The organism is Streptomyces sp. NPDC015345, from assembly GCF_043078805.1.
GTDB lineage: Bacteria > Actinomycetota > Actinomycetes > Streptomycetales > Streptomycetaceae > Streptomyces.
The window spans coordinates 90,573-113,614 of sequence record NZ_JBIBTX010000002.1 but is presented as its reverse complement, the minus strand read 5'-3'; the positions used below and the strand labels follow the sequence as shown (position 1 = coordinate 113,614).

Annotated in this window: 16 protein-coding genes; 6 read left to right on the top strand and 10 right to left on the bottom strand. The window is 70.7% G+C overall.

Features of this window, described 5'->3' with window-relative positions; genetic code table 11:
• Positions 1-131: 131 nt before the first annotated feature.
• The 4 genes from ACF062_RS06895 (at position 132) to ACF062_RS06880 (ending at position 4,196) form a co-directional block, all read left to right on the top strand.
• A complete protein-coding gene (locus ACF062_RS06895; protein WP_392136709.1) occupies positions 132-1,772 on the top strand; it encodes an ATP-binding protein in 1,641 nt (546 codons plus the stop codon).
• A 22-nt stretch (positions 1,773-1,794) separates the two neighbouring features.
• Positions 1,795-2,472, top strand: coding sequence for a response regulator (locus tag ACF062_RS06890; RefSeq protein WP_392136707.1), 678 nt, complete (start codon positions 1,795-1,797; stop codon positions 2,470-2,472).
• Positions 2,473-2,580: 108 nt separating this feature from the next.
• Complete coding sequence (locus tag ACF062_RS06885) at positions 2,581-2,988, top strand: YciI family protein (protein ID WP_223779233.1); 408 nt, start codon at positions 2,581-2,583, stop codon at positions 2,986-2,988.
• 20 nt (positions 2,989-3,008) lie between these two features.
• Entirely contained in the window at positions 3,009-4,196 is a 1,188-nt protein-coding gene (locus ACF062_RS06880; RefSeq protein ID WP_392137672.1) for an RNA polymerase sigma factor, read from the top strand.
• Positions 4,197-4,233: 37 nt separating this feature from the next.
• Here ACF062_RS06880 and ACF062_RS06875 read toward each other — a convergent pair whose 3' ends face one another.
• The 3 genes from ACF062_RS06875 to ACF062_RS06865 form a co-directional block, all read right to left on the bottom strand.
• Positions 4,234-5,826 carry a cation acetate symporter gene (locus ACF062_RS06875; protein WP_392136706.1) on the bottom strand — a complete coding sequence of 531 codons (1,593 nt, stop codon included), beginning with the start codon at positions 5,824-5,826 and terminating at the stop codon, positions 4,234-4,236.
• The gene (locus tag ACF062_RS06870; RefSeq protein ID WP_392137671.1) at positions 5,823-6,371 is read right to left on the bottom strand and encodes a DUF485 domain-containing protein; all 549 of its coding nucleotides are present in this window, start codon (positions 6,369-6,371) and stop codon (positions 5,823-5,825) included. Before ACF062_RS06870 ends, ACF062_RS06875 begins: the two co-directional genes overlap by 4 nt.
• A gap of 139 nt (positions 6,372-6,510) precedes the next feature.
• Positions 6,511-8,634, bottom strand: a complete 2,124-nt coding sequence (locus ACF062_RS06865) for a DNA topoisomerase IV subunit B (RefSeq protein ID WP_356578356.1) — start codon at positions 8,632-8,634, stop codon at positions 6,511-6,513.
• Between the two features lie 441 nt (positions 8,635-9,075).
• Here ACF062_RS06865 and ACF062_RS06860 point away from each other — a divergent pair, with 441 nt between their 5' ends.
• The gene (locus ACF062_RS06860; RefSeq protein ID WP_127911237.1) at positions 9,076-9,306 is read left to right on the top strand and encodes a hypothetical protein; all 231 of its coding nucleotides are present in this window, start codon (positions 9,076-9,078) and stop codon (positions 9,304-9,306) included.
• A 195-nt stretch (positions 9,307-9,501) separates the two neighbouring features.
• Here ACF062_RS06860 and ACF062_RS06855 read toward each other — a convergent pair whose 3' ends face one another.
• The 7 genes from ACF062_RS06855 to ACF062_RS06825 all read right to left on the bottom strand — a co-directional run bounded on the left by ACF062_RS06855 (position 9,502) and on the right by ACF062_RS06825 (position 20,671).
• Positions 9,502-10,332 carry a serine protease gene (locus ACF062_RS06855; RefSeq protein WP_392136703.1) on the bottom strand — a complete coding sequence of 277 codons (831 nt, stop codon included), beginning with the start codon at positions 10,330-10,332 and terminating at the stop codon, positions 9,502-9,504.
• Between the two features lie 139 nt (positions 10,333-10,471).
• Entirely contained in the window at positions 10,472-12,016 is a 1,545-nt protein-coding gene (locus tag ACF062_RS06850) for an RNA polymerase sigma factor (RefSeq protein ID WP_263303363.1), read from the bottom strand.
• Positions 12,017-12,468: 452 nt separating this feature from the next.
• Positions 12,469-13,359 (bottom strand): FadR/GntR family transcriptional regulator, encoded by an 891-nt coding sequence (locus tag ACF062_RS06845; RefSeq protein ID WP_356578362.1) that lies wholly within the window; start codon positions 13,357-13,359, stop codon positions 12,469-12,471.
• Positions 13,360-13,521: 162 nt separating this feature from the next.
• Positions 13,522-15,402 carry an ATP-binding cassette domain-containing protein gene (locus ACF062_RS06840; protein ID WP_392136700.1) on the bottom strand — a complete coding sequence of 627 codons (1,881 nt, stop codon included), beginning with the start codon at positions 15,400-15,402 and terminating at the stop codon, positions 13,522-13,524.
• Between the two features lie 263 nt (positions 15,403-15,665).
• On the bottom strand, positions 15,666-16,427 hold the full coding sequence (locus ACF062_RS06835) for an NUDIX domain-containing protein (RefSeq protein WP_392136699.1): 762 nt from the start codon (positions 16,425-16,427) through the stop codon (positions 15,666-15,668).
• Positions 16,428-16,594: 167 nt separating this feature from the next.
• Positions 16,595-18,565 carry a glycogen debranching N-terminal domain-containing protein gene (locus tag ACF062_RS06830; protein ID WP_392136697.1) on the bottom strand — a complete coding sequence of 657 codons (1,971 nt, stop codon included), beginning with the start codon at positions 18,563-18,565 and terminating at the stop codon, positions 16,595-16,597.
• A 345-nt stretch (positions 18,566-18,910) separates the two neighbouring features.
• Positions 18,911-20,671 carry a DUF4192 domain-containing protein gene (locus tag ACF062_RS06825; protein WP_392136695.1) on the bottom strand — a complete coding sequence of 587 codons (1,761 nt, stop codon included), beginning with the start codon at positions 20,669-20,671 and terminating at the stop codon, positions 18,911-18,913.
• 133 nt (positions 20,672-20,804) lie between these two features.
• Here ACF062_RS06825 and ACF062_RS06820 point away from each other — a divergent pair, with 133 nt between their 5' ends.
• Positions 20,805-22,994, top strand: a complete 2,190-nt coding sequence (locus ACF062_RS06820; RefSeq protein ID WP_392136694.1) for a RecQ family ATP-dependent DNA helicase — start codon at positions 20,805-20,807, stop codon at positions 22,992-22,994.
• The last annotated feature ends 48 nt before the right edge of the window (positions 22,995-23,042 follow it).

The window sequence follows — 23,042 nt, the reverse complement described above, 5'->3', positions numbered from 1 at the left end:
GCCGCAAAGGGGCAACGGCCGACCGGAGCCCGGGTCCAACGCGTCAGACCGCCAGACCGCCTGGTTCGCGTACGAGATCCCCACCACACTGACTTCGGAGTAGCCCGTCACCGGCCGTACCGTTCGTACACATGAGCCCGACCTCCCCTGTGCGACGCCGCCGCCTCGGCCTGCCGCGGCGCGTGTTCTCGCAGGTACTGCTGATGCAGCTGGCGATCGCCGCCGGGGTCGCGGTCCTGGCCACCGGGCTCTTCCTCGCGCCGCTCAGCGATCAGCTCGACGACCAGGCGATGCGTCGCGCGCTGGCCATCGCCCAGACGACGGCCGCCCGCCCCCAGCTCGCCGAGGAGCTGAAGTCCTCACCGCCCACGGGTGACGGGCCCGTCCAGAAGGAAGCCGACCGGATCCGCCGGGCCAGCGGCGCCGAGTACGTCGTCATCATGAACAAAGAAGGCGTCCGCTGGTCCCACACCGACCGCGCCCAGATCGGCAAGGTCGTCTCGACCGACCCCAGCGACGCGCTCGCGGGCCGCGAGGTCATGGAGATCGACAACGGCACACTGGGCCGCTCGGCGCGCGGCAAGGTGCCGCTGCGGGACGCGGACGGGGCCATCGTGGGCGCCGTCTCCGTAGGCATCGAGTACGACAGCGTGCGCGCCCGCCTGGTCCACTCGATCCCGGGGTTGCTCGCCTACGCGGGCGGGGCACTGGCCGTCGGCGCGCTCGCCGCGTACCTGATTTCCCGCAGGGTGCAGCGGCAGACCCGTGACCTGGCCTTCTCCGACATCTCGGCGCTGCTCGCGGAGCGCGAGGCGATGCTGCACGGCATCCGCGAGGGGGTCGTCGCCCTGGACCGCGCCGGCCGGATCCGGCTGCTCAACGACGAGGCACAGCGCCTCCTCGGCCTCGGTGCGGAGGCGCTCGGCCGCCCGCTGGACGACGCGCTCGGCGAGGGACGTACGACGGATGTCCTCGCCGGCCGGGTCACCGGCACCGACCTGCTGACCGTCCGCGGACAACGCGTCCTGGTCGCCAACCGCATGCCCACCGACGACGGGGGCGCCGTCGCCACCCTGCGCGACCGCACGGAGCTGGAGCAGCTCGGCCGCGAACTGGACTCCACCCGTGGCCTCATCGACGCCCTGCGCGCCCAGGACCACGAACACGCCAACCGCATGCACACGCTCCTTGGGCTGCTCGAACTGGAGATGTACGAGGAGGCCGCCGAGTACGTGGGCGAGGTGGCCGGCGCGCACCGCGTGACCGCCGAGCAGATCACCGAGAAGATCCACGACCCGCTGCTCGCGGCGCTCCTGGTCGGCAAGGCCACGGTCGCGGCGGAGCGCGGTGTCGCGCTTTCCGTACCGCGCGACACCTCGCTGCCCGATCGGCTCGTCGACCCTGGCGGCCTCGTCACGGTCGTCGGCAATCTCGTCGACAACGCCCTTGACGCCGCTGCGGGCACCCGCCACGCGCGCGTGGAGGTCGCCGTACGCACCGAAGGGCGCTCGGTGGTCCTTCGCGTCCGCGACACGGGTCCGGGAGTGCCCGCCGGGCAGCGCGAGACGATCTTCACAGAGGGCTGGACCACCAAGGAGCCGCCGGCGCACGGCAAGCGCGGGATCGGCCTCGCTCTGGTCCGCAGGCTCGCCGAGCGGCAGGGCGGCAGCGCACGGGCCGGTGAGGCACCTGAGGGGGGCGCGGAGTTCACCGTCGTCCTGCCGGAAGCGCTCGGCGAGCCCGAACTGGCCGCCACGGAGGAATCACGATGACCGAAGGCACGGAGGCGACGCGTTGATCGAGGTCCTTGTCGTCGACGACGACGTCCGGGTCGCGGACGTCAACGCCGCCTATGTGGCGAAGATCCCCGGCTTCCACGTGGTGGCGAAGGCACACAGCGCCGCCGAGGCGCTGCGCCTGGTCGAGGACACCCCCGTCGACTTGGTGCTGCTGGACCACTACCTGCCGGACGAGACGGGTCTGTCGGTCGTACGTGCGTTGCGTGGGCGCGGACACCAGACCGACGTGATCATGGTGACGGCGGCGCGTGACGTCGCCACGGTGCAGGCGGCGATGCGGCACGGCGCACTCCAGTACCTGGTCAAGCCGTTCTCCTACGCGGGTCTGCGCGCCAAACTCGACGCGTACGCGACGCTGCGCCGCACGCTGGACGGTGGCGGCGAGGCCGAGCAGGCCGAGGTCGACCGGATCTTCGGCGCCCTCTCGTCGACCCCGGCCCCGGAACTGCCGAAGGGCCACTCCCCCACCACGGCTGAACTGGTACGCCGAGCCCTGATGGCCGCGGACGGCCCCCTCTCCGCCCAGGAACTGGCCGACCGCACCCGCCTGAGCCGCCAGACGGCCCAGCGCTACCTAAAGCTCCTGGAACGCACGGGCCGCGTCCGCCTGAGCCTCAAGTACGGCGACACGGGGCGCCCGGAACATCGCTATGAGTGGGCGGCCAGCGTCTAGCGGCGCGCGAGAAAAAACTTCGGCTGGGCATGTCGAGAATCCGTCACCGGCTCCGTCCCCGCCATGAACGTGACCAGAATGGGTCGCACCAGCCGCAAGGAGACCACGATGGCCAAGTACCTGCTGCTCAAGCACTACCGAGGCGCCCCCGCCGCGGTCAACGACGTCCCCATGGACCAGTGGACGCCGGAGGAGATCGCGGCGCACGTGCAGTACATGCGCGACTTCGCGGACCGGCTCGAGGAGACCGGCGAGTTCGTCGACGGCCAGGCGCTCGCGCCCGAGGGGACCTTCGTCCGGTACGACGGCGAGGGCCGGCCGCCGGTCACCGACGGACCGTTCGCCGAGACCAAGGACCTCATCGCCGGCTGGATGGTGATCGACGTCGACAGCTACGACCGCGCCGTCGAGCTGGCCGGGGAACTGTCGGCAGCCCCCGGGGCGGGTGGGAAGCCGATCCACGAGTGGCTCGAGGTGCGGCCGTTCCTGTCCGCGCCGCCCACCATCACGGAGTGACCTCTCACGTGTCCTCCGAGATGAACGAGGCCCTGCTCCGGAGCCTCACGCCGAGCGTGCTCGGCATCCTCGTCCGCCGCGGAGCCGACTTCGCGGCGGCCGAGGACGCCGTGCAGGAGGCGCTGGTCGAGGCGGTCCGCGTCTGGCCCGCCGCCCCCTCCCCCAGCTCTTCGAGCGGGGGGAGCCCCGTGCGGGACCCGAAGGGCTGGCTGGTCACCGTTGCGTGGCGCAAGTTCCTCGACGCGGCCCGGGCGGACTCCGCCCGCCGCCGGCGCGAGAAGCTCATCGACGAGGAGCCCGCTCCCGGGCCCTCGCCCACGGTGGACGACACGCTCCAGCTCTACTTCCTCTGCGCCCACCCGTCGCTGACGCCGTCGTCCGCGGTCGCGCTCACCCTGCGGGCCGTCGGCGGGCTCACCACCCGCCAGATCGCCCGGGCCTACCTCGTGCCCGAGGCAACCATGGCCCAGCGGATCAGCCGGGCCAAGCGCACCGTCTCCGGTGTGCGGTTCGACCAGCCCGGTGATGTCGCCACCGTCCTGCGCGTCCTCTACCTGGTCTTCAACGAGGGCTACTCCGGAGAGGTCGACCTCGCCGCCGAGGCCATCCGGCTCACCCGGCAGCTCGCGGCCGCCATCGACCACCCCGAGGTGTCCGGGCTGCTCGCCCTCATGCTGCTCCATCATGCCCGGCGCGCCACCCGCACCACTCCCGACGGCAGCCTGGTGCCGCTCGCCGAGCAGGACCGCGGCCGGTGGGACACCGATTCGATCGCCGAGGGCGTCGAGATCCTCCAGGCGGCCCTGGCCCGCGACCGGCTGGGCGAGTTCCAGGCCCAGGCCGCCATCGCGGCGCTCCACGCCGACGCGCCCACCGCCGAGGAGACCGACTGGGTGCAGATCGTCGAGTGGTACGACGAACTCGTCCGCCTGACCGACAGCCCGGTCGTCCGGCTCAACCGCGCCGTGGCCGTCGGCGAGGCCGATGGACCACGCGCCGGACTGGCGGCGCTCGCGGCCGTGGACGACTCACTGCCCCGCCACGCCGCGGTGGCCGCGTACCTCCACGAACGCGACGGCGACCTGGTGACCGCCGCACGGCTGTACGCGGAGGCCGCCCACGCGGCACCCAACCTCGCCGAACGCGATCACCTGACCCGCCAGGCCGCCCGACTCAACGCCCGGCTGAACGCCCGTCCGGGCAGCTGACGGCTCGCGCCGCGGCGGGCTCGGCCGGGAGGAATCGTTACGCCGCTCCGGCGCCCGTCAGCGACCGCACCTCGGTCTCCGCGTGCTTGGCCTCGTCCGCCGGTTCGCGAGAGGTCACCGTGCCCAGCCAGCCCGCGAGGAAGCCCAGCGGGATGGAGACGAGCCCTGGGTTCTCCAGCGGAAAGTACTGGAAGTCCACGCCCGGGAAGAGGGAGTTGGGCGCTCCGGACACCACCGGCGAGAACAGCACCAGTACGAGCGCGGGCAGCAACCCCCCGTACACCGACCACACCGCGCCCCGCGTGGTGAAGTTCCGCCAGAAGAGCGAGTACAGCAGCGCCGGCAGATTGGCGGACGCGGCGACCGCGAAGGCGAGGCCCACCAGGAACGCCACGTTGAGGTCGCGGGCCAGCAACCCTAGCCCGATCGCCACCACACCGATCCCTGCGGCGGCGACACGCGCCACCGCCACCTCACTGCGCGGCTTCGCGCTCCGCCGACGCAGAGAGGCGTACAAGTCGTGCGCCACCGACGCCGAAGAGGCAAGGGTGATCCCGGCGACCACGGCAAGGATCGTGGCGAAGGCGACGGCCGCGACGATCGCGAACAGAACCGTTCCGCCAGTGGAATCCGCGCCGCCGCCCAGGTCGAGTGCCAGCAGCGGAACCGCCGTGTTCCCCGCCGCGTTCGAGCCCCGCACTGCCTCCGAGCCCACGATCGCGGCCGCGCCGAAGCCCAGCACGATCGTCATCAGGTAGAAGCTGCCGATGAGCCCGATGGACCAGACGACCGAGCGGCGCGCGGCCCGCGCGGTCGGCACGGTGTAGAAGCGGGACAGGATGTGCGGCAGCCCCGCGGTGCCGAGCACAAGTGCCAGTCCGAGGCTGATGAAGTCGAGCCTGGCGGTCCAGTCACCCCCGTACTTCAGCCCCGGCGCCAGGAACCGCTCGCCGTGGCCGCTGCGGTCGGCCGCGGTGCGCAGCAGTTGGTCGAAGTCGCCGTGGAAGCGCACCAGTACGAGCACGGTCAGCGCCATCGCGCCGCACATCAGCAGGACCGCTTTCACGATCTGGATCCAGGTAGTGGCCCGCATCCCTCCCCACGACACATAGATCACCATGAGCGCGCCGACGCCTACCACCGTCCAGGTCTGCGCCGCCCCGCTCGTCCCACCGAGCAGCAGCGCGACCAGCGAGCCGGCCCCCACCATCTGCGCCACCAGATAGAGAACGGACACGGTCACGGAGGAAGTTCCCGCCGCGACGCGCACCGGCCGCTCCCTCATCCGCGCGGCCACGACATCGGCGAGCGTGAACCGGCCGCAGTTGCGCACCAGTTCGGCCACCAGGAACAGCACGACGAGCCACGCGACGAGGAAGCCCACCGAGTAGAGCAGTCCGTCGTACCCGAAGAGCGCGATGAGTCCGGAGATGCCGAGGAAAGAGGCGGCCGACATGTAGTCACCGGCGACGGCGAAACCGTTCTCCATCGGTGAGAACAGCCGTCCGCCCACGTAGAACTCCTCGGCCGAGCCATGCCTGTGGCGACTCACCCACGTCGTGATCGCGAGCGTCACGGCCACGAAGACACCGAACAGGACGAGCGCGAGCGTCTGGTGGTCTCCGGTCATCGCTCCGCCTCCTGCTCGCGCGCTCCGCTCGGCACCCGCCGCCGCTCCTGTTGCTCGACCCGCTTCCGCTTCTGCTCGAACACCGTCCACCGCAGATCGAGGGCGGGCCGGTCCCTGCGCAGGCGCGCGTGCCGGGCATACGCCCAGGTCAGCAGGAACGTCGTGAGGAACTGTCCGAGCCCCGCCAGCAGCCCCACATTCACCGCTCCCGCGACGGGGCGCGCCATCAGACCCGGCGCCGCCGTCGCGGTCACGACGTACGCCACGTACCAGGCGAAGAAGACGGCGACGGCGGGGAAGGCGAACCGCCGATACCGGCGGCGCACCTCCTGGAAGGCCTCGCTGCGCTGCACCTCCAGGTAGATGTCCGCCGCACTCGCGCTCCGCTGCTGCCCGGCGGCCCGGGGTGCTGCCACGGAAGCCGGCGCGACCGTACCGTCCAGCTCTCCCCAGCCGGAGGCGAACGCGTCATGCCAGGGATCTCGGGGATCACCGGCCGGCACCCAGTCGGTTCGGCCCGTGCCGACATCGGGCCCGTCGTGCATCTCCACCGAACTCTCCTTGTCCGCGGCCCCGTTCGGCCGCGTGCCCAAGGATGGGCAGACCGGGAAGATCCCTGACACTTCTCCCGGCGCGCTTCACCCCATCAGGTGAAGCGCCATCAGATCCGGCTGACCGCCCCCGCTAGGCGTCGATGCGTGAGCGGTCCAGCGTCGCCGCGGAGCTCGTGATGAACTCCTTGCGCGGTGCGACGTCGTTGCCCATCAACAGATCGAAGACCTGCTCCGCCGAGTCCAGGTCGGAGATGTTGATCCGCCGCAGGGTCCGGAAGCGCGGGTCCATCGTGGTCTCGGCCAGCTGGTCGGCGTCCATCTCGCCGAGGCCCTTGTAACGCTGGATCGAGTCCTTGTAGCGCACGTTCTTGCGCTGCATCTCGAGCAGCGTCTCACGCAGCTCACGGTCCGAGTACGTGTAGATGTACTTGTCCTGGCCCTTCTTGGGCTGGCTGAGCTCGATGCGGTGCAGCGGCGGCACCGCCGCGAAGACCCGCCCGGCCTCGACCATGGGCCGCATGTACCGCTGGAACAGCGTCAGCAGCAGGATCCGGATGTGCGCGCCGTCGACATCGGCGTCGACGAGCAGAATGATCTTCCCGTAGCGGGCCGCGTCGATGTCGAAGGTCCGGCCGGACCCGGCTCCTATGACCTGGATGATCGCGCCGCACTCGGCGTTCTTCAGCATGTCCGTCACGGACGCCTTCTGAACGTTGAGGATCTTGCCGCGGATCGGCAGCAGCGCCTGGAACTCGGAGTTCCGCGCGAGCTTGGCGGTGCCGAGCGCGGAGTCACCCTCGACGATGAAGAGCTCGCTGCGCTCCACGTCGTCGCTGCGGCAGTCCGCGAGCTTGGCGGGCAGCGACGAGGACTCCAGCGCGGTCTTCCGGCGCTGGGCGTCCTTGTGCTGGCGGGCCGCGATGCGCGTACGGGCCGCGGCGACGGCCTTGTCCATCACAGCACGGGCCTGCGCCTTCGCGTCCCGCTTGGTGGACGTCAGGAACGCCTTGAGCTCCTTGGCGATGACGTTGGCGACGATGCGGTTGGCCGCGGAGGTGCCCAGTACCTCCTTGGTCTGCCCCTCGAACTGCGGTTCGGCGAGACGGACCGTGACGACGGCGGTGAGGCCTTCGAGGGCGTCATCCTTGACGATGTCGTCCTCGGCGACGCGCAGCACCTTCTGGGCGCGCATCGCCTCGTTCATCGTCTTGGTGAGGGAGCGCTCGAAGCCCGTCACATGGGTGCCGCCCTTGGGCGTGGCGATGATGTTGACGAAGGACCGGACGGTCGTGTCGTACCCGGTGCCCCATCGCAGCGCCACGTCGACGCCGAGCTCACGGGTGACCTCGGTGGGGGTCATCTGGCCGTGGTCGTCGAGGACCGGCACCGTCTCCTTGAAGGTGCCCTGCCCGGAGAAGCGGAGGACGTCGCAGACGGCCTTGTCCTGGGCCAGGTACTCGCAGAACTCGCTGATGCCGCCATCGAAGCGGAAGGACTCCTCGCCCTTCGTGCCGCCCTCGCCGAGGCCGAACTCGTCGCGCACGACGATGGTCAGGCCCGGCACCAGGAAGGCGGTCTGACGGGCGCGCTGGTGCAGGTTCTCCAGGGAGAGCTTGGCGTCCTTGAGGAAGATCTGGCGATCCGCCCAGTAACGCACGCGCGTGCCGGTGCGCGTCTTGGGGATCTTCTTGACCTTGCTGAGCTTCGCCGACGGGTCGAAGGGCGCGTCGGGCCCGATCTTGGCGAAGGCACCGGGGACGCCGCGCCGGAAGCTGATGGCGTGCGTGTGCCCGGCCCGGTCCACCTCTACGTCGAGACGCGCGGAGAGCGCGTTCACCACGGAGGCGCCCACGCCGTGCAGACCGCCGGAGGCGGCGTAGGAGCCACCGCCGAACTTGCCGCCCGCGTGGAGCTTGGTCATGACGACCTCGACTCCGGAGAGGCCGGTCTTGGGCTCGACATCGACGGGGATGCCCCGGCCGTTGTCCCGGACCTCCACGGAGGCGTCGTCGTGGAGGATGACCTCGATGTGGTCGCAGTAGCCGCCCAGGGCCTCGTCGACGGAGTTGTCGATGATCTCCCAGAGGCAGTGCATCAGGCCGCGGCTGTCCGTCGACCCGATGTACATGCCCGGACGCTTGCGGACGGCCTCGAGCCCCTCCAGGACGAGCAGGTGCCGCGCGGTGTAGTTGGAACCGTCCCGGTCTGCTCCGGTCAGCAACGCTGTGGACGGCACGGACGTCTCGGCGGTCACGCGGTTCGCTCCTCGCTGAATTTCAAGGGGGGTCCTTTGGGGTAAGGACGCGGCTTCGGTTGCCCGTCAGAGGGTACCGAGGCCTGGTAGAGCCGTTGTAACGCCACCCTCGTCCCCACGCACACTAACTCAGCCTCGCATGCATGTTCGATCCCTCGATGGAGTGAAGCGCACGTCACGTTCCCTTCGAGGCATGAACCATTTAGGCTCCGGGCACGTCCTCATGAACAACCGGCAACCCAGCCGGGAGGACACCCACCTGACAGACAGCGCGAAACCGTAAGACACGTAAGAGACGCAATACGGCACATTCGCCGCCAACCGGCAACGGACAACCTCCTCAAAAAGAAACTTCGAGGAAAAGCCGCGAGCGGGAACGTTTTCGGCCTGGTTGGATGTTGACCCTGGTACGACAGCTCGTCGAGCTAGAGAAGAGGCGACGTGACTACTGTTCTGACCCCCGCGAGCCCCCTGACGGCCGCTGATCGCTGCGACCGCTGCGGCGCCCAGGCATACCTGCGTGTCGTCCTGCTGAGCGGCGGCGAACTGCTCTTCTGCGCCCACCACGGCCGCAAGTTCGAGCCGGAACTCAAGAAGATCGCCGCTGAGATACAGGACGAGACGGAGCGCTTGACCGCCGTTCCGGAGAGCACCACCGAAGAGGAACGCTGACACCTCGCATCCACGACGAGCCAGCCCCGGCGCACCAGGCCGGTGACGGGCGGCCGCCCCTGCCAACAGGCAGGGGCGGCCGCCCGCTCTCGTCACAGGGCCTCCTGGGCCCTTCTGCGCCCCGCCGGGGGCCCCAGACTCCGTCGGCCGCCCACCGGGGCCCACGGCTCCGCCGGCCCCGTATGAGCACTCACCTCAGGCGCGGCCCCCCATCATCCTCACCACGTCCGAGATCCGCGTATAGACCCCTGGCCGGCCAGGACGCCCGCAGCCGCTCCCCCAGGACACCAGGCCGATCAGCCGCCCCTCTGCGACCAGCGGCCCGCCGCTGTCGCCCTGACAGGCGTCTCGACGGCCATCCATCTCACCGGCGCACAGCATGGTCGTCGCCGAGTACTTCCCGTCGGCACTGCCCGGGTACGCCTTCTCACACACGGTGTCGGGCAGTACCTGCACCCGCGCCGCGTGGAGCGTGCGGGCGTAACTGCCCGATCCCGTGGTGTCCCCCCAGCCGTATACGGCGGCCTGGGTCCCCGCCGTGTACGCGGGATCGCCCGGCCCCGCCATGCCGATCACGTAACTCTCGGGGAGCGGCTCGGCCAAGGTCAGCGCCGCGAAGTCGCCCGAGTTCGTGTCGCCGTCGTACTCCGGATTGACCCGGGCCTCACGGACCGGGATCTCTTTCCCATCCGACGTGCCCAGATCTCCGCGACCGGCGATGACCCTCAGGTCCGACACTCTGCTCAGCGGTACGCCGAGCACGCCCTCGCTCAAGCAGTGGGCCGCCGTCAGGACGGTCGTACGCCCGACCACGACGGCGCCGCAGAACTGCCCTGAGCGGGTACCCCCGAACCGGTCACGGCTGGAGAGCGCCACCACCCATGGGCTCTCCGAAATCCGCACCGGACTGCCCCCGATGACCACGCTGTCGGCCGCCGCGGGCGCCGGGGAGGCCAGCGGCAGGGCGGCGGCAGCGGCCGCTGTGGCCAGCACCCCCGTCCACGATCGGGCGAAGGGACGACGCATGCGATCTCCTCACTCTGGGCTGGGATGGCTTACCCAGAGTCATTCAGCGCCGCATACCGCGCACCCGCGCGCGGAAGGCCCGAAGCCTCGTACCGAGGACTTCGGGCCTTCCGGGAAACGCTCTGACGAGAGTCGAGACCTAGTCGAGGTAGTCGCGCAGGACCTGCGAGCGCGAGGGGTGACGCAGCTTCGACATCGTCTTCGACTCGATCTGACGGATGCGCTCACGCGTCACTCCGTAGACCTTGCCGATCTCGTCGAGGGTCTTGGGCTGGCCGTCCGTGAGACCGAAGCGCATGGAGACCACGCCCGCCTCACGCTCGGACAGGGTGTCCAGGACCGAGTGCAGCTGCTCCTGGAGCAACGTGAAGCTGACCGCGTCGGCCGGCACGACCGCTTCGGAGTCCTCGATGAGGTCACCGAACTCGCTGTCGCCGTCCTCACCCAGAGGGGTGTGGAGGGAGATCGGCTCACGGCCGTACTTCTGGACCTCGATGACCTTCTCCGGGGTCATGTCGAGTTCCTTGGCCAGCTCCTCCGGAGTGGGCTCGCGGCCCAGGTCCTGGAGCATCTGGCGCTGGACACGGGCCAGCTTGTTGATGACCTCGACCATGTGCACCGGGATACGGATGGTGCGGGCCTGGTCGGCCATGGCGCGGGTGATCGCCTGACGGATCCACCAGGTGGCGTACGTGGAGAACTTGTAGCCCTTGGTGTAGTCGAACTTCTCGACCGCGCGGATCAGACCGAGGTTGCCCTCCTGGATGAGGTCCAGGAAGAGCATGCCGCGGCCGGTGTAGCGCTTGGCCAGGGAGACCACCAGGCGGAGGTTGGCCTCCAGGAGGTGGTTCTTGGCGCGGCGGCCGTCCTCGGCGATGATCTCCAGCTCACGCTTGAGCTTCGGCGCGAGCTTGTCGGCGTTGGCCAGCTTGTCCTCGGCGAACAGACCGGCCTCGATGCGCTTGGCGAGCTCGACCTCCTGCTCGGCGTTGAGCAGCGGGACCTTGCCGATCTGCTTGAGGTAGTCCTTGACGGGGTCGGCGGTGGCGCCGGCCGCGGCGACCTGCTGGGCGGGCGCGTCGTCCTCGTCCTCGTCGGAGAGCACGAAGCCCTGGGCGCCTTCCTCGGCGGGCTCGCCCTCGCCGGGCTTGCCGGCGGCGGGTGCCTCCTCGGTGGCCTCTTCGTCCAGGAGCTCGTCGGCGTCCTTCTTGGAAGCGGACTTCTTGGCCGTGGCCTTCTTGGCGACGGTCTTCTTGGCGACGGCCTTCTTGGCCGTCGTCTTCTTGGCTGCGACCTTCTTCGCGGGCGCGTCCTCGGCGGTGCCGTCCGCGGTCGGCGCCTCAGTGGCGGCGGTGGCGGTGGGCTTCGCCGTGGCGGTCTTGGCCGCGACCGTCCTGGTCGCGGTGCGCTTGGCCGGGCTCTTCGCTGCGACGCTCTTGCGGGGGCGTTTTGGCTCCGCGGCACTGACCATCAGCGTCACACCCTCTTCCTCGAGGATCTGGTTGAGGCTGCGCAGAACGTTCTTCCACTGAGTGGCCGGAATCTGGTCAGCTTCGAAGGCACGACGCACGTCATCGCCGGCGATCTGCCCATCAGCCTTTCCCCGCTCGATGAGCGCCATGACAGAGACGGATTCGGCGATCTCCGGCGGGAGCGTACGGGATGTGCTGGCCGACACGAACAACCTCTCGGAACGTTGGAAAACGGCTTCCGGCCCCGTCCATTGTGGACCGGAGCCGACGACCGGCGGCTAGGGATTTGGGCCGACGGCGCGGGCGGGGGCCGGGAAGCTACACAGCGTCGCGAACGTCCGCTGTATTCCTTCCTCGGCTATCACCTCTTAGGTCATCGCGCTGTTCCTTGGAGCGTTACGCCCAATCTACGTGGCCCGAGTCACACCCCGTAAGTACTCAAAAGCATCCAGATACGGCCAGAAGCGACCTTTACGCATGCACGAATGATCCCCCGATGCACCGCGACGCAACCCTCACGATCGCGTCGCCGGACCCCGCCGGGCTCTGGGGGAGCCCGTGGAGATCCGGCGACGGCTGGTGCGGCGAGGGAGCCGTCGACCGCTCAGGGGCGGCGAGGCACCTGCCGCGGGGAGCACACACGGCGGGCGGCGTGGACGCGCGGTCAGTGCTCGCGCGGGGCGGGCACGACGCGCTCCACCTCGGGGTGGACCGTGAGCAGCTGCCGCATCGCGGCCTCGGCGACGGCGCCGTCGCCCGCCGCGAGCGCGTCGACGACGCGCGAGTGGTGGACGAGAGAGGCCTCGCTCGGGCGGTCACAGCCCGTGACGGGGCCCCCGGAGACCTGGAGGGCGGCCGAGACGATGCCGGAGAGGTGCTCCAGCATGCGGTTGCCGGCGAGCTGGATGAGGAGCGAGTGGAACTCCGCGTCGGCGCGCGAGAAGGTGATCGAGTCACCCTGGGTCAGCGCGTGGCCCATGATCTCGACCATGTCGACGAGGCGCTGCTGCACTTCCTCGCGGCCGTGTCCCGCGGCGAGCCGGGCGGCGAGTGGCTCGATCATCCAGCGCAGCTCCCCGAGCTCGCGCCGCTGGTCGTCGCGCTGTGGCCCGAAGGCCCGCCATTCGATGATGTCCGGGTCGAGCAGGTTCCAGTCGCTGACGGGACGCACGCGCGTGCCGACGTTGGGCCGGGCGCTTACCAGGCCCTTGGCCTCGAGCACGCGCAGCGACTCACGGACGACGGTGCGGGAGACCTCGAAGCGCTGGCCGATCTCCTCGGGGACGAGCGGGCGGTCGGCGCCCAGGTCGCCGGAGACGATCATCTGGCCCAGCTGTTGGACGAGTTGGCCGTGCAGCCCGCGGCCGCGGCTTCCTGACGCGCGCCGGCTCACGCGCCCCAGATCGTGGTCGGCGCCGTCCCACATGGGCGCGACGACACGGTCGCTGCCCCCATGTGGCTCGGCGAAGGGGTATCGGTCGAGGTCGCCCGGGCCGGCGAGACCGGAGTCGGCGGAGCGGGCGGTGGTCATCATGGTGTGCGCAAGGGTACTCACGGATCAGTTGTCGGCGTGGCCTCCAACTGCCTTGAGGTCTTTGGTGAAAAGCACACGAAAGGGTGATCGCTTACCTCGCCGCAATTGACGCCTTATCGGAAAGAAGTGAGCGCCGCCCGGGGAGTTGCGCACAGGCCCGGAACGGAAGACGACGGATGATCCTCAACGGACTCTGCTACGCATCGCCGTGAGCACATACGCGCAGAGCAGAGCGGTGAGCGACAACGCCAGCGCCCCGCCCACAGGTTGAATGATCATGCGCATTCCTCCCGCCACATAACGCTCGACTCCGAACGGCCACTGCATCAGCGCGAGCTCCCTCAGCCGCCCCGAAAGCCCGGCCGCCGACCGCACAGCAGGGCCCTCAACGGCCTTTTGTACGAGAGGTACGACGACGATCGGCACCCCTAGCACGGCAGCCAGGCCCGCGGTGGTGGAACGGAAGATGCCGGCGGCCAACACTCCGGCCCAAGCGCACCCCGAGACCAGGGCTGCCCAACTCACACTCAAGGAAAGCCAGTCAGCGGGAACTCCGCTGAGCTCTTCTCCGTATACGAGATGAAGCACCACGGCGTCGGCTCCGACCGTGAGCCCGCCCGACAGCAGCGCCGTGGCGGCGGCGACGAGCAGTTTGGCGACGAGCAGCCCCAAGCGGCGCGGGACTGTGCCCCGGTCCACGGCGAGGGCAGGGTGGCGGAACTCGTCCCCGAACGCGAGGGCACCGAGCAACCCCGCGCCGAGGGCCGCCGGCGGCAGGGGCAGGTCCTGAGGCCAGGCGGCGAGCAGGCGCGCTTGCGGCGTGTGCCCGGCCCGCGCCAGGAGGACGCAGATCAGCACGGATGTGGCGAGGACCACCGCGAGGGTGAGATAGCCGGTCCCCACACCCGTCAGACGGCGCAGCTCGTATCGCAGGGGGCGGAGAGGGCTGGGGCTGGGGTGGACGGTGATGGGCGGTGGCAGGCAGGAGGCGGAGTCGCTCTGGGGGGTGGGAGGGGCAGGTAGAGCGGTGGAGGGGGGTGCCAGAGGGACGGTGGGGAGGCGTTGCGTCCCGCTCAGGGGCGCCTCTTCTTCGGTCTCGGCCTCACCTTGGCCGATTTCGTCGGCCCCGGAGGCGGCCGCAGGGGTCGTCCACGCCTCCGACGGCTCCCAGCGGCCCGATGGACCGACAGGCCCCGCGTCGCCCACCTCGTCGGCGAGTTGATGGACGAGGATGCCGTGCCGGTACGCGGTCTCCCCCACCTCCGCGCAGTTACTGCCGTAGACGGTGAGCCTGTTGCCGCCCTCGGCGACCACCTCGATGGACCGCCGGCTCGCACGTGCCTCTTTGGTGAGGAGCGCGCCGAGGCGAGCCGCGTAAGGGCTCAGCACGGCGACCCTGGGACGGAGTCTGGTCCGAGCGAAGTCGGGGGCTTCCTGGTCCGCAACGAGCCGCCCCGCCTCCAGAGTGACGACGCGGTCAGCGGTCCGAGCGGCCTCCTTGGGGTCGCCCGTGGCGAACAGGACCGTTCCGCCCTGGCTCGCGTGGGCGCGCAGGATTCCGTGCAGCCAGGCGCCCTCGCGGGCCGAGAGTCCCTCGGTCGGCCCGTCCAGGACAAGCGTGTGCGGGTCCGCGAGCAGTGCGCAGCCGAGCCCCAGACGCCGGTCCATGCCACGCGAAAGGGTGCCGAGGCGCTGATCCCGGAGGCTCACGAGACCTACGACCTCGAGTACGTCGTCAGCGCGCTGGACGGGCACTCCGACTGCCGCGCACAGCATGCGCAGGTGACCACGGACAGTGCGCGACGGGTGCCCCGGGACGTCGCCCAGGAGCACGCCCACCTCGCGCGACGGATGGGGGATGCGGTGCAGGGGGCGGCCCCTGAAGTACGTGATTCCGCGGCCCTGTTGGAGTTCGAGCATCAGCCGCAGTGCCGTGGTCTTCCCAGCGCCCTCGGCGCCGAGCAACGCCGTGACACGGCCGGCGCGCGCCTCGAAGGACACGTCGTCGACGGCGGGCGGGAGCTCCTCGCGGGGATTGCTGGTCAGTCCGATGGCCTGGATCATCGCTTCTCTCGCAGGACGGGGCGACCGCTCGGCGGCCGAGGCCCGTCCGCCGGATCGGGGACGGACGAACCCCGTGGGTACTAAAGCAAGATAACGCGACATTTACGGCATTTCGGGCAGGAGCCCGGCTGCGGGTGTCCCCGGAAGACCGCCAGAACGCAGGAAACGGCTGGAGCGTCGGAGACGAAGAGCCGATGGGCGAGGTACCGACGGCCAACGCGAGCACGGCGGCACGCTCCGGCCCCGAGGCGCGCGGTGGGGGGTCAGACCTCCGGGCGCAGCATCGGCGGGTTGAGGAGCGTCGCGCCTCCCGCACGGAAGAGCTGGGCGGGGCGGCCTCCCTGCCGGGTCGTGGTGCCGCCCGTGGGGACGAGGAAGCCTGGGGTGCCGGTCACCTTGCGATGGAAGTTGCGGGGGTCGAGGACGACGCCCCAGACCGCCTCGTACACCCGTCTCAGCTCTCCGACCGTGAACTCCGGCGGGCAGAAGGCCGTGGCAAGTGACGAGTACTCGATTTTGGAACGGGCGCGCTCCACGCCGTCGGCCAGGATCTGTGCGTGATCGAAGGCAAGCGGCGCGGCCGGTTCGCCGTCACGGCCGAAGCTCGCCTGATTGAGCAGGGCCTCCACCGGCGCCCAACGCGCACTGTGCGCATCGCCGCCCGCCCGGGGCGCGGGCAGGTCCGGCGCGAGCGCGAGGTGGGCGACGCTGACCACTCGCATCCGGGGATCGCGCTTTGGGTCGCCGTACGTGGCGAGCTGTTCGAGATGTGCTCCGTTGTCCTGCGCCGGAGCGTCGGGCTCATGGGCACACAGGCCCGTCTCCTCGACGAGTTCGCGCGCCGCCGCGGCCGAGAGGTCCTCGTCCGGACGTACGAATCCTCCGGGTAGCGCCCAGCGCCCCTGGAACGGCTGTTCACCGCGCCGCACGGCCAGCGCGCAGAGCGCGTGGCGGCGCACGGTCAGCACGACCAGGTCGACAGTGACGGCGAAGGGCGGGAAGGCCGACGGGTCGTAGGGGGGCATGCGGCGATCATAGTCGTCTTCCTGACGATAAACACCTGCCTCGTTCACCCTTCCGGCGTGGTTCTTCCCCGTCCTTGCATGACTGCCGGTCCCTCGTACCTTTCCTCCGCCTCACCCTCCGCGCTGCGGATTTCCTGACCTGTGGCCCTCCCCTCCGCTCTTCAGGGTCACACTCCCAACTGAAGCCCCTCGGCCGCCTCCTCGACCATGGCGAGGCCCAGCCGGCTCACCCGTACGGAGAACGGGGCGCCCGCGACACTCAGCGCGGTCAGCCCGAGCTCCCCCAATGGGGCACTGCGGACCGGACTCAACGTCACAGTCCCCGCGGGCGCGTCGGGACGAATCCCGGCGAGCGCCGTCAGGACATGCACCCCGGCCGCGGCAGCGATCGCGGACGGGCGGCAGGCAGCCGGGTGCGGCAGCGGGGCCCCTCCCTCCGTGCGCTGCTCCCCCGCGTACATCTCCGGCAGCCGATGGTCGAAGCACGAGGCCGCGGACAACATGCCTCGCAACAGTGAGCTCGCCTCCTTGTCGTATCCCGCCGCCGCGAGGCCCGTGACGGCGACCGCCGTCTCCTGCACACGGACCGCCCCGCCCCGGTGCCCGAACGGGTTGTACGCGGCCTCACTTGACCCGAGGCTGCGCAGCCCCCAGCCGGAGTCCATGACGGGCCCGCCCAGCAGCCGGGCGAGTTGTTCGGTCTGGATCTTGTCGAGCAGGCCCGGGGCAAGCTCCCCCGACCCCAGCAGGCCGGTATCCAGGAGGTGGGCCGCGCCCCCGGTGAGGTACGGCAGAAGGCGGCCGTCGGGCAGGCGGGCCGAAGCCGGGCGGCCACCTGCCCGGTCCGCCACCCAGAACTCCTCGCGGAACGCCGAGCGCAGCCGCTGGGCCCATTGCCGCAGGCCCGCGGAGCCCTCTATGCCGTACGCCTCGAGCAGGTCGGAGCCGAGCAGCGCGGCCCGGTGCGCATGCGCCTGGGTCTCACAGCGCGCCAGCCCACTCGGATGCGCGTCCGGCAGGAACACGCCGTCACCGATCGCGGTACGCAGCCACCGCAGGCACCTCTCCGCCGTGGGCAGCAGTTCCTCCACCTCCGGCCCGGGAAGCCCCCATCGTCGCGCCTCGGCGAGGAGCGCCGGGAAGAGCAGCGTCGCCTCGGTGCCGGCGCAGCCCGGTGGCAGGTGTGGCCCCGCGTCCCTCAATGGCCCCGGGATCATGCCCGACCGGGGACCTGCCCCCGCGAGCTGATTCCGGGCAAGGCTGCGCATCGTCCCGGCGGCGAGCCGGGTACCGAGCGGCAGCGCCATGCGGGCGGCGGCCAGCGCCTCGGCGGGCGCCAGTCCGCAGCGCCAGGGCGCACCTGCGGCCAGGTAGATGTCACTGGTGTGCTCGGGGTCCCTCAGCAGTAGCGCCTGTAGATCCTCGACGGAACGGGCCAGCAGTGGCTGGACTCCGGGGTCATCGCCGACCGCCTTCGCCGCGGCGACGGAACGCATCGCGCCGTGTCCTGCCGCACGGATCGGCCCCGCTCCATCAGGTCTCACCCGCAGCTCAATGCTGCGAGAGGCACCTGGCGGAAGGTCCACCTCCCAGCGCAACAATCCTGCGGAGGCCAGAGCGTCCGCGGGCGCCGGGCTGGCCGTGACCAGGCAATGCGCCCCTGCGGATGACCACCGCATCCCGGAGTCGTGCACGCTTGCGGGAACCTCGGGCCCGGCTCTGCCGGACGCGACGATGCCCAACTCCGCGAGGTCCGTGCCGAGCGAGATCTCGAGGGGCAGCCGCAGGGGGCGCACGGCCGAGCTGTGCAGCGTGATCCGTTCCGTACCGTCGGCGTACCGGATCCGCTCGACGACGAGTTCCGGGTCGGGACCGGTACCGGTCGACAGGCGCAGTGTCGCCATGAAGCGGGCGCTGTCCGCCGAGAGCATCCGGGCCTGCACCGCGACCGGCTCGCGCCCTGCCACGCGTACCTGACAGCGGGACAGGAGCCGTCGTCCCGCGCGGTAGAACCCCTCCAGTCCGCGGCCGGTCAACTGCCCCTGGTCCGTCGAGATCGCGAAGGCGGGGAGAGCGACGCAGATCAAGGTCGCATGCGCGGGCGGGAGCTCCGCGCATCGGGGCGCGGTCGCGGACATCGTCCTCGTCGACTGTGCCTGAGCCGGTGCGCCGGACGGCTGCGGTGCGAGAGGCCGGAACGCGGGGGCCGGCGCGGCCCGGTGGGGCCCCTCTCTGTCGGGTGCGGGAGACGGAGCGGAAAGGGACATGGGGCGGCTTCTTCGGCGTTGTCTGCGCTACGGAAGGTCGGAGGCGGTCCAGCCACGCGACCCGGTCGCGGGTACCGCCACTCAGGTGAACGGGCCCGCCCTGCCGCAAGTCACGCCTCCACGGCGGGAAGCCGACCACATGGAGCCAACTTCGTATGGACGCCAGCCCTGAGCGCAACCGCGCCGCCCATCTGGCCCAGCAACGGACGGGCGCGCTCATCGGCCGTTCCTCGTGCCGCGCCTGAGCGTGCGCCGCCGGTTCTGCGGGCCCGTACCCGGACTGCCGGAGGCGCGGGAGCCGCCGGGGCCGCCTGTGGCGCGGGGGCTGCCTGGTCCTCCTGAGGTGCGAGGGGCGTCGGAGGTACTGGGGCCATCGCTTCCGGGCGAGCGAGGCAGCCGCCGCCGGCGTCGTCGAGGGGCGCTTTCCCGCGTGGACGAGGCCCCTGCCTCCAACAGCCCTTCAGCCTGCGGCATTTTGGCCATGCCGTCCGGCGATTCGAGGGCCACATCCCCGTCATGGTCGTCATGGTCGTCGCGGTCGTCGCGGTCGTCGCGCCTCCTGCGGAGACAGCGACGGATCGGCTCCGGGTCCATGTCTTCGTTGCAGGCTCGGTTCAGGAGCAGAGCGAACATGTACTCCGGGTCGGCGCACAGAGCCATGTCCAGGGCTTCCTGGCCTTCCGCCAGGTCACCGAGGGACCAGGCGACCCACCCGGCAAGGGCCAGCGGCGCCGCGGCGTGCTCCGTGTACGCGCCGACGCAGCGGCGGGACAGCGCCCTCCACAGACGCAGGGCCAGAGGCGCCTCAGCGCCTTCCATCCACTCAGCCGCGCGGTCCCGTGTATCCCGGACCTGGAGGCCGAGGATCAAGGCGGCCGCCTCGTCGTGTGCGATCAGTTCGTCGTCCCTGCCGTCGGCCTCAAGCGTGCCGGAAACGGGCGGGGCGTCGGCCAGCCGCGCCATGACTCGGTGCGCCAGATCGAGCGTCTCGACAGCGGTGATGCGCGCTTTCTCGCTCAGCATCCTGGGGATGAGCGCGAGGCCCGCCGCGTCCAAGGCCCGCTCCTGTTCGATCGCCGCAGCGGTTTCCCAGGGAGTCAGGCGCCCCCTGATCTCGCTCTGCGTCGCGGTCGCCTGGACTCCCACGTAGGTCGCCGCGGCGGCGAGGACCGAGGTGCCCGGCCTGAGCAGAGGCATGCCTTCCGGTGGGCAGCAGCGGGTCTCCGGGCAGCAGTAGGTCCAGAAACGGTCCCCCGAAATACACACGACTTCGAAGACCGGGACGTCGAGGGCACCGCACGCCGTACGCAACACCTGCGCCAGCGGCCGCAACTGCTCCACGACAGGTTGGCCGGACCCTGCCGCGTCGGGCTCCCGGCAGAGGAAGGCGATGACGCCGTCGGGGCGAGCTCCCCTCCGCTCGCAGCCGCCCACCAGGCACTGCGCCAGTTGCTCCGCGACGTTCGGCCAGTCCTCCGCGCGCTCCGGGATTCCCAGACGCACGCGCCCGCCGAACTGCCCGCGATCACCATGCAGAGCGATGAGCACGATGCTTTCCTCGGGCTTGAAACCGAGTAGGTACGGCAGGGAATCGGCCAGCTCGGCCGGTGTGCGCAGGGTGACCAGCGGCTCATCGAACGGGTTCGGCGGGGCCGTCCCCTCGCCGATATCGGTGAGGCTGCCGGGGCGGACGGTCTCGTCGGGGCCAGCGGGGCCAGCGGGGCGCACGGGACCGACCGGGTCCACGGGGCCGACCGGGCCACTGGGGCGAAGCGCGCTGGTGGGTTCGACTGAGCCGCCGAGACGGGCCGCGCGGTTCGGGTCGACACCATTCGCTTTGATGCCGCTCGGACCAATGCCGCCCGCATCGATACCGGTCGGGTCAATACCGCCCGCGTCGATGCCGTTCGGGTCAATACCGTCCGCGTCGATGCCGTTCGGGTCGATCGGACCGGTTGCTTCGCTGTGATTCGTCATGCGCCGACTCTCCCGCGGATCACAAGATTCCGGTTGCCCCTGTGGATAACCCCGATCAGGGACACGCCAAGCTTTATCCACAGGCCGACGAACCCGTTCGCCTAATGTCCGACCCATCGGGTTGCATGGGGGCATGACCAACCAAGACCTGCGCACGGCGGCCGACGCCGTACTCGCCCGCCTCGTCGGCGGCCCCGCCTCCACCCCCGGCGAGGCGCCCCCGTCGGGCGGCGCCCGGCTGCGCGAGGATCAGTGGCGCGCGATCGAGGCGCTGGTCGCCGACAAACGCCGGGCGCTGGTCGTGCAGCGCACGGGCTGGGGCAAGTCCGCGGTGTACTTCGTCGCGACGGCCCTGCTGCGCGAGCGCGGCAGCGGTCCGACCGTGATCGTCTCGCCGCTGCTCGCCCTCATGCGCAATCAGGTCGAGTCCGCCGCTCGAGCCGGCATCCGCGCGCGCACGATCAACTCCTCCAACACGGAGGAGTGGGAGTCCGTCCAGGCCGAGGTCGCCGCGGGGGACGTCGACGTGCTGCTGGTGAGTCCCGAACGCCTCAACAACCCGGACTTCCGCGACCAGGTCCTGCCCAAGCTCGCCGCGGCCACCGGGCTGCTCGTCGTCGACGAGGCGCACTGCATCTCCGACTGGGGTCATGACTTCCGGCCCGACTACCGCAGGCTGCGGACCATGCTCGCCGACCTCCCGCCCGACGTGCCGGTCCTGGCCACCACGGCGACCGCCAACGCGCGCGTGACGGCGGATGTCGCCGAGCAGCTGGGTACCGGGGGCGGTTCGGACGCGCTCGTGCTACGCGGGCCTCTCGACCGGGAGAGCCTGAGCCTGAACGTACTCCAGTTGCCGAATGCCGCACATCGGCTGGCCTGGCTGGCCGACCACCTCAACGACCTGCCGGGGTCCGGGATCATCTACACCCTCACGGTCGCCGCCGCCGAAGAGGTGACCGCCTATCTGCGACAGTGCGGGCACACGGTCGCCTCGTACACGGGGAAGACCGAGAACGCCGACCGTCAGCAGGCCGAGGAAGACCTTCTCGCCAACCGCGTGAAGGCTCTGGTCGCCACCTCCGCGCTCGGCATGGGCTTCGACAAGCCCGACCTGGGGTTCGTGGTCCACCTCGGCTCCCCCTCCTCACCGATCGCCTACTACCAGCAGGTGGGGCGCGCGGGCCGCGGTGTCGACCACGCGGAGGTGTTGCTTCTGCCGGGCAAGGAGGACGAGGCGATCTGGAACTACTTCGCTTCGCTCGCCTTCCCGCCCGAGGAGCAGGTGCGCCGTACGCTCGACGTCCTGGCCGAAGCCGGCAGACCGCTTTCGCTGCCTGCTCTTGAGCCCTTGGTCGAGCTGCGCCGCTCACGGCTCGAGACGATGCTCAAGGTCCTCGACGTGGACGGTGCTGTCCGCCGCGTGAAGGGCGGGTGGATCTCCACCGGCCAGCCGTGGGCGTACGACACCGAGCGCTACGCCTGGGTCGCCAAGCAGCGGCAGGCCGAGCAGCAGGCGATGCGCGAGTACGCGTCGTCGTCCGGTTGCCGCATGGAGTTCCTGCGGCGCCAACTGGACGACGAGGGAGCGGCCCCTTGTGGGCGTTGCGACAACTGCGCGGGTGCGCGATTCGGGGATGAGGTCTCCTCCGCCGCGCTGGACTCGGCACGGGGCGAGCTCGGGCGGGCGGGCGTGGACGTCGAGCCCCGGAAGATGTGGCCCACCGGCCTGGCCGCAGTTGGCGTGGACCTCAAGGGACGCATTCCGGCAGGCGAACAGGCCGCTCCCGGGCGGGCATTGGGCCGACTCTCCGACATCGGGTGGGGCAACCGCCTGCGTCCCATGCTCACCCCGCAGGCCCCGGACGGGCCGGTTCCGGACGACGTGGCGAAGGCCGTGGTGGATGTACTGGCGGACTGGGCCAAGGGTCCCGGCGGCTGGGCCTCGGGCGCGGGCGACGCACAACCGCGACCGGTAGGCGTGGTGACCATGACCTCGCACACCCGGCCTCAGCTGATCCAGTCGCTGGGAGCCCGGATCGCCGAAGTGGGCCGGCTCCCCCTCCTCGGCTCCATCGAGTACACCGCGGGGGCCGATGCGGGGCGGGTCCCGAGGAGCAACAGCGCGCAGCGCCTGCGCGCCCTGGACGGCGCGTTGACGGTGCCGCCCGCGCTCGCCGCCGCGCTCCAGGAAGCCGAGGGGCCAGTGTTCTTGGTCGATGACATGACCGACAGCGGCTGGACGCTCGCGGTGGCGGCGCGCATGCTCCGTCGCGCCGGCGCCAAGGGGGTGTTGCCGCTGGTCCTGGCTGTGCAGGGCTGAAATGAGCGTCAGGACAGGACGAGTTGGGCAGGGATATACGCGACGCAT

What these genes read in the sequence shown, in the direction of transcription:
- ACF062_RS06895 (WP_392136709.1), top strand. Translation starts at nt 132, where the DNA reads ATGAGCCCGACCTCCCCTGTGCGACGCCGCCGCCTCGGCCTGCCGCGG.
- ACF062_RS06885 (WP_223779233.1), top strand. Translation starts at nt 2,581, where the DNA reads ATGGCCAAGTACCTGCTGCTCAAGCACTACCGAGGCGCCCCCGCCGCG.
- ACF062_RS06880 (WP_392137672.1), top strand. Translation starts at nt 3,009, where the DNA reads ATGAACGAGGCCCTGCTCCGGAGCCTCACGCCGAGCGTGCTCGGCATC.
- ACF062_RS06875 (WP_392136706.1), bottom strand. Translation starts at nt 5,826, where the DNA reads ATGACCGGAGACCACCAGACGCTCGCGCTCGTCCTGTTCGGTGTCTTC.
- ACF062_RS06870 (WP_392137671.1), bottom strand. Translation starts at nt 6,371, where the DNA reads ATGCACGACGGGCCCGATGTCGGCACGGGCCGAACCGACTGGGTGCCG.
- ACF062_RS06855 (WP_392136703.1), bottom strand. Translation starts at nt 10,332, where the DNA reads ATGCGTCGTCCCTTCGCCCGATCGTGGACGGGGGTGCTGGCCACAGCG.
- ACF062_RS06840 (WP_392136700.1), bottom strand. Translation starts at nt 15,402, where the DNA reads ATGATCCAGGCCATCGGACTGACCAGCAATCCCCGCGAGGAGCTCCCG.
- ACF062_RS06835 (WP_392136699.1), bottom strand. Translation starts at nt 16,427, where the DNA reads ATGCCCCCCTACGACCCGTCGGCCTTCCCGCCCTTCGCCGTCACTGTC.
- ACF062_RS06830 (WP_392136697.1), bottom strand. Translation starts at nt 18,565, where the DNA reads ATGTCCGCGACCGCGCCCCGATGCGCGGAGCTCCCGCCCGCGCATGCG.
- ACF062_RS06825 (WP_392136695.1), bottom strand. Translation starts at nt 20,671, where the DNA reads ATGACGAATCACAGCGAAGCAACCGGTCCGATCGACCCGAACGGCATC.
- ACF062_RS06820 (WP_392136694.1), top strand. Translation starts at nt 20,805, where the DNA reads ATGACCAACCAAGACCTGCGCACGGCGGCCGACGCCGTACTCGCCCGC.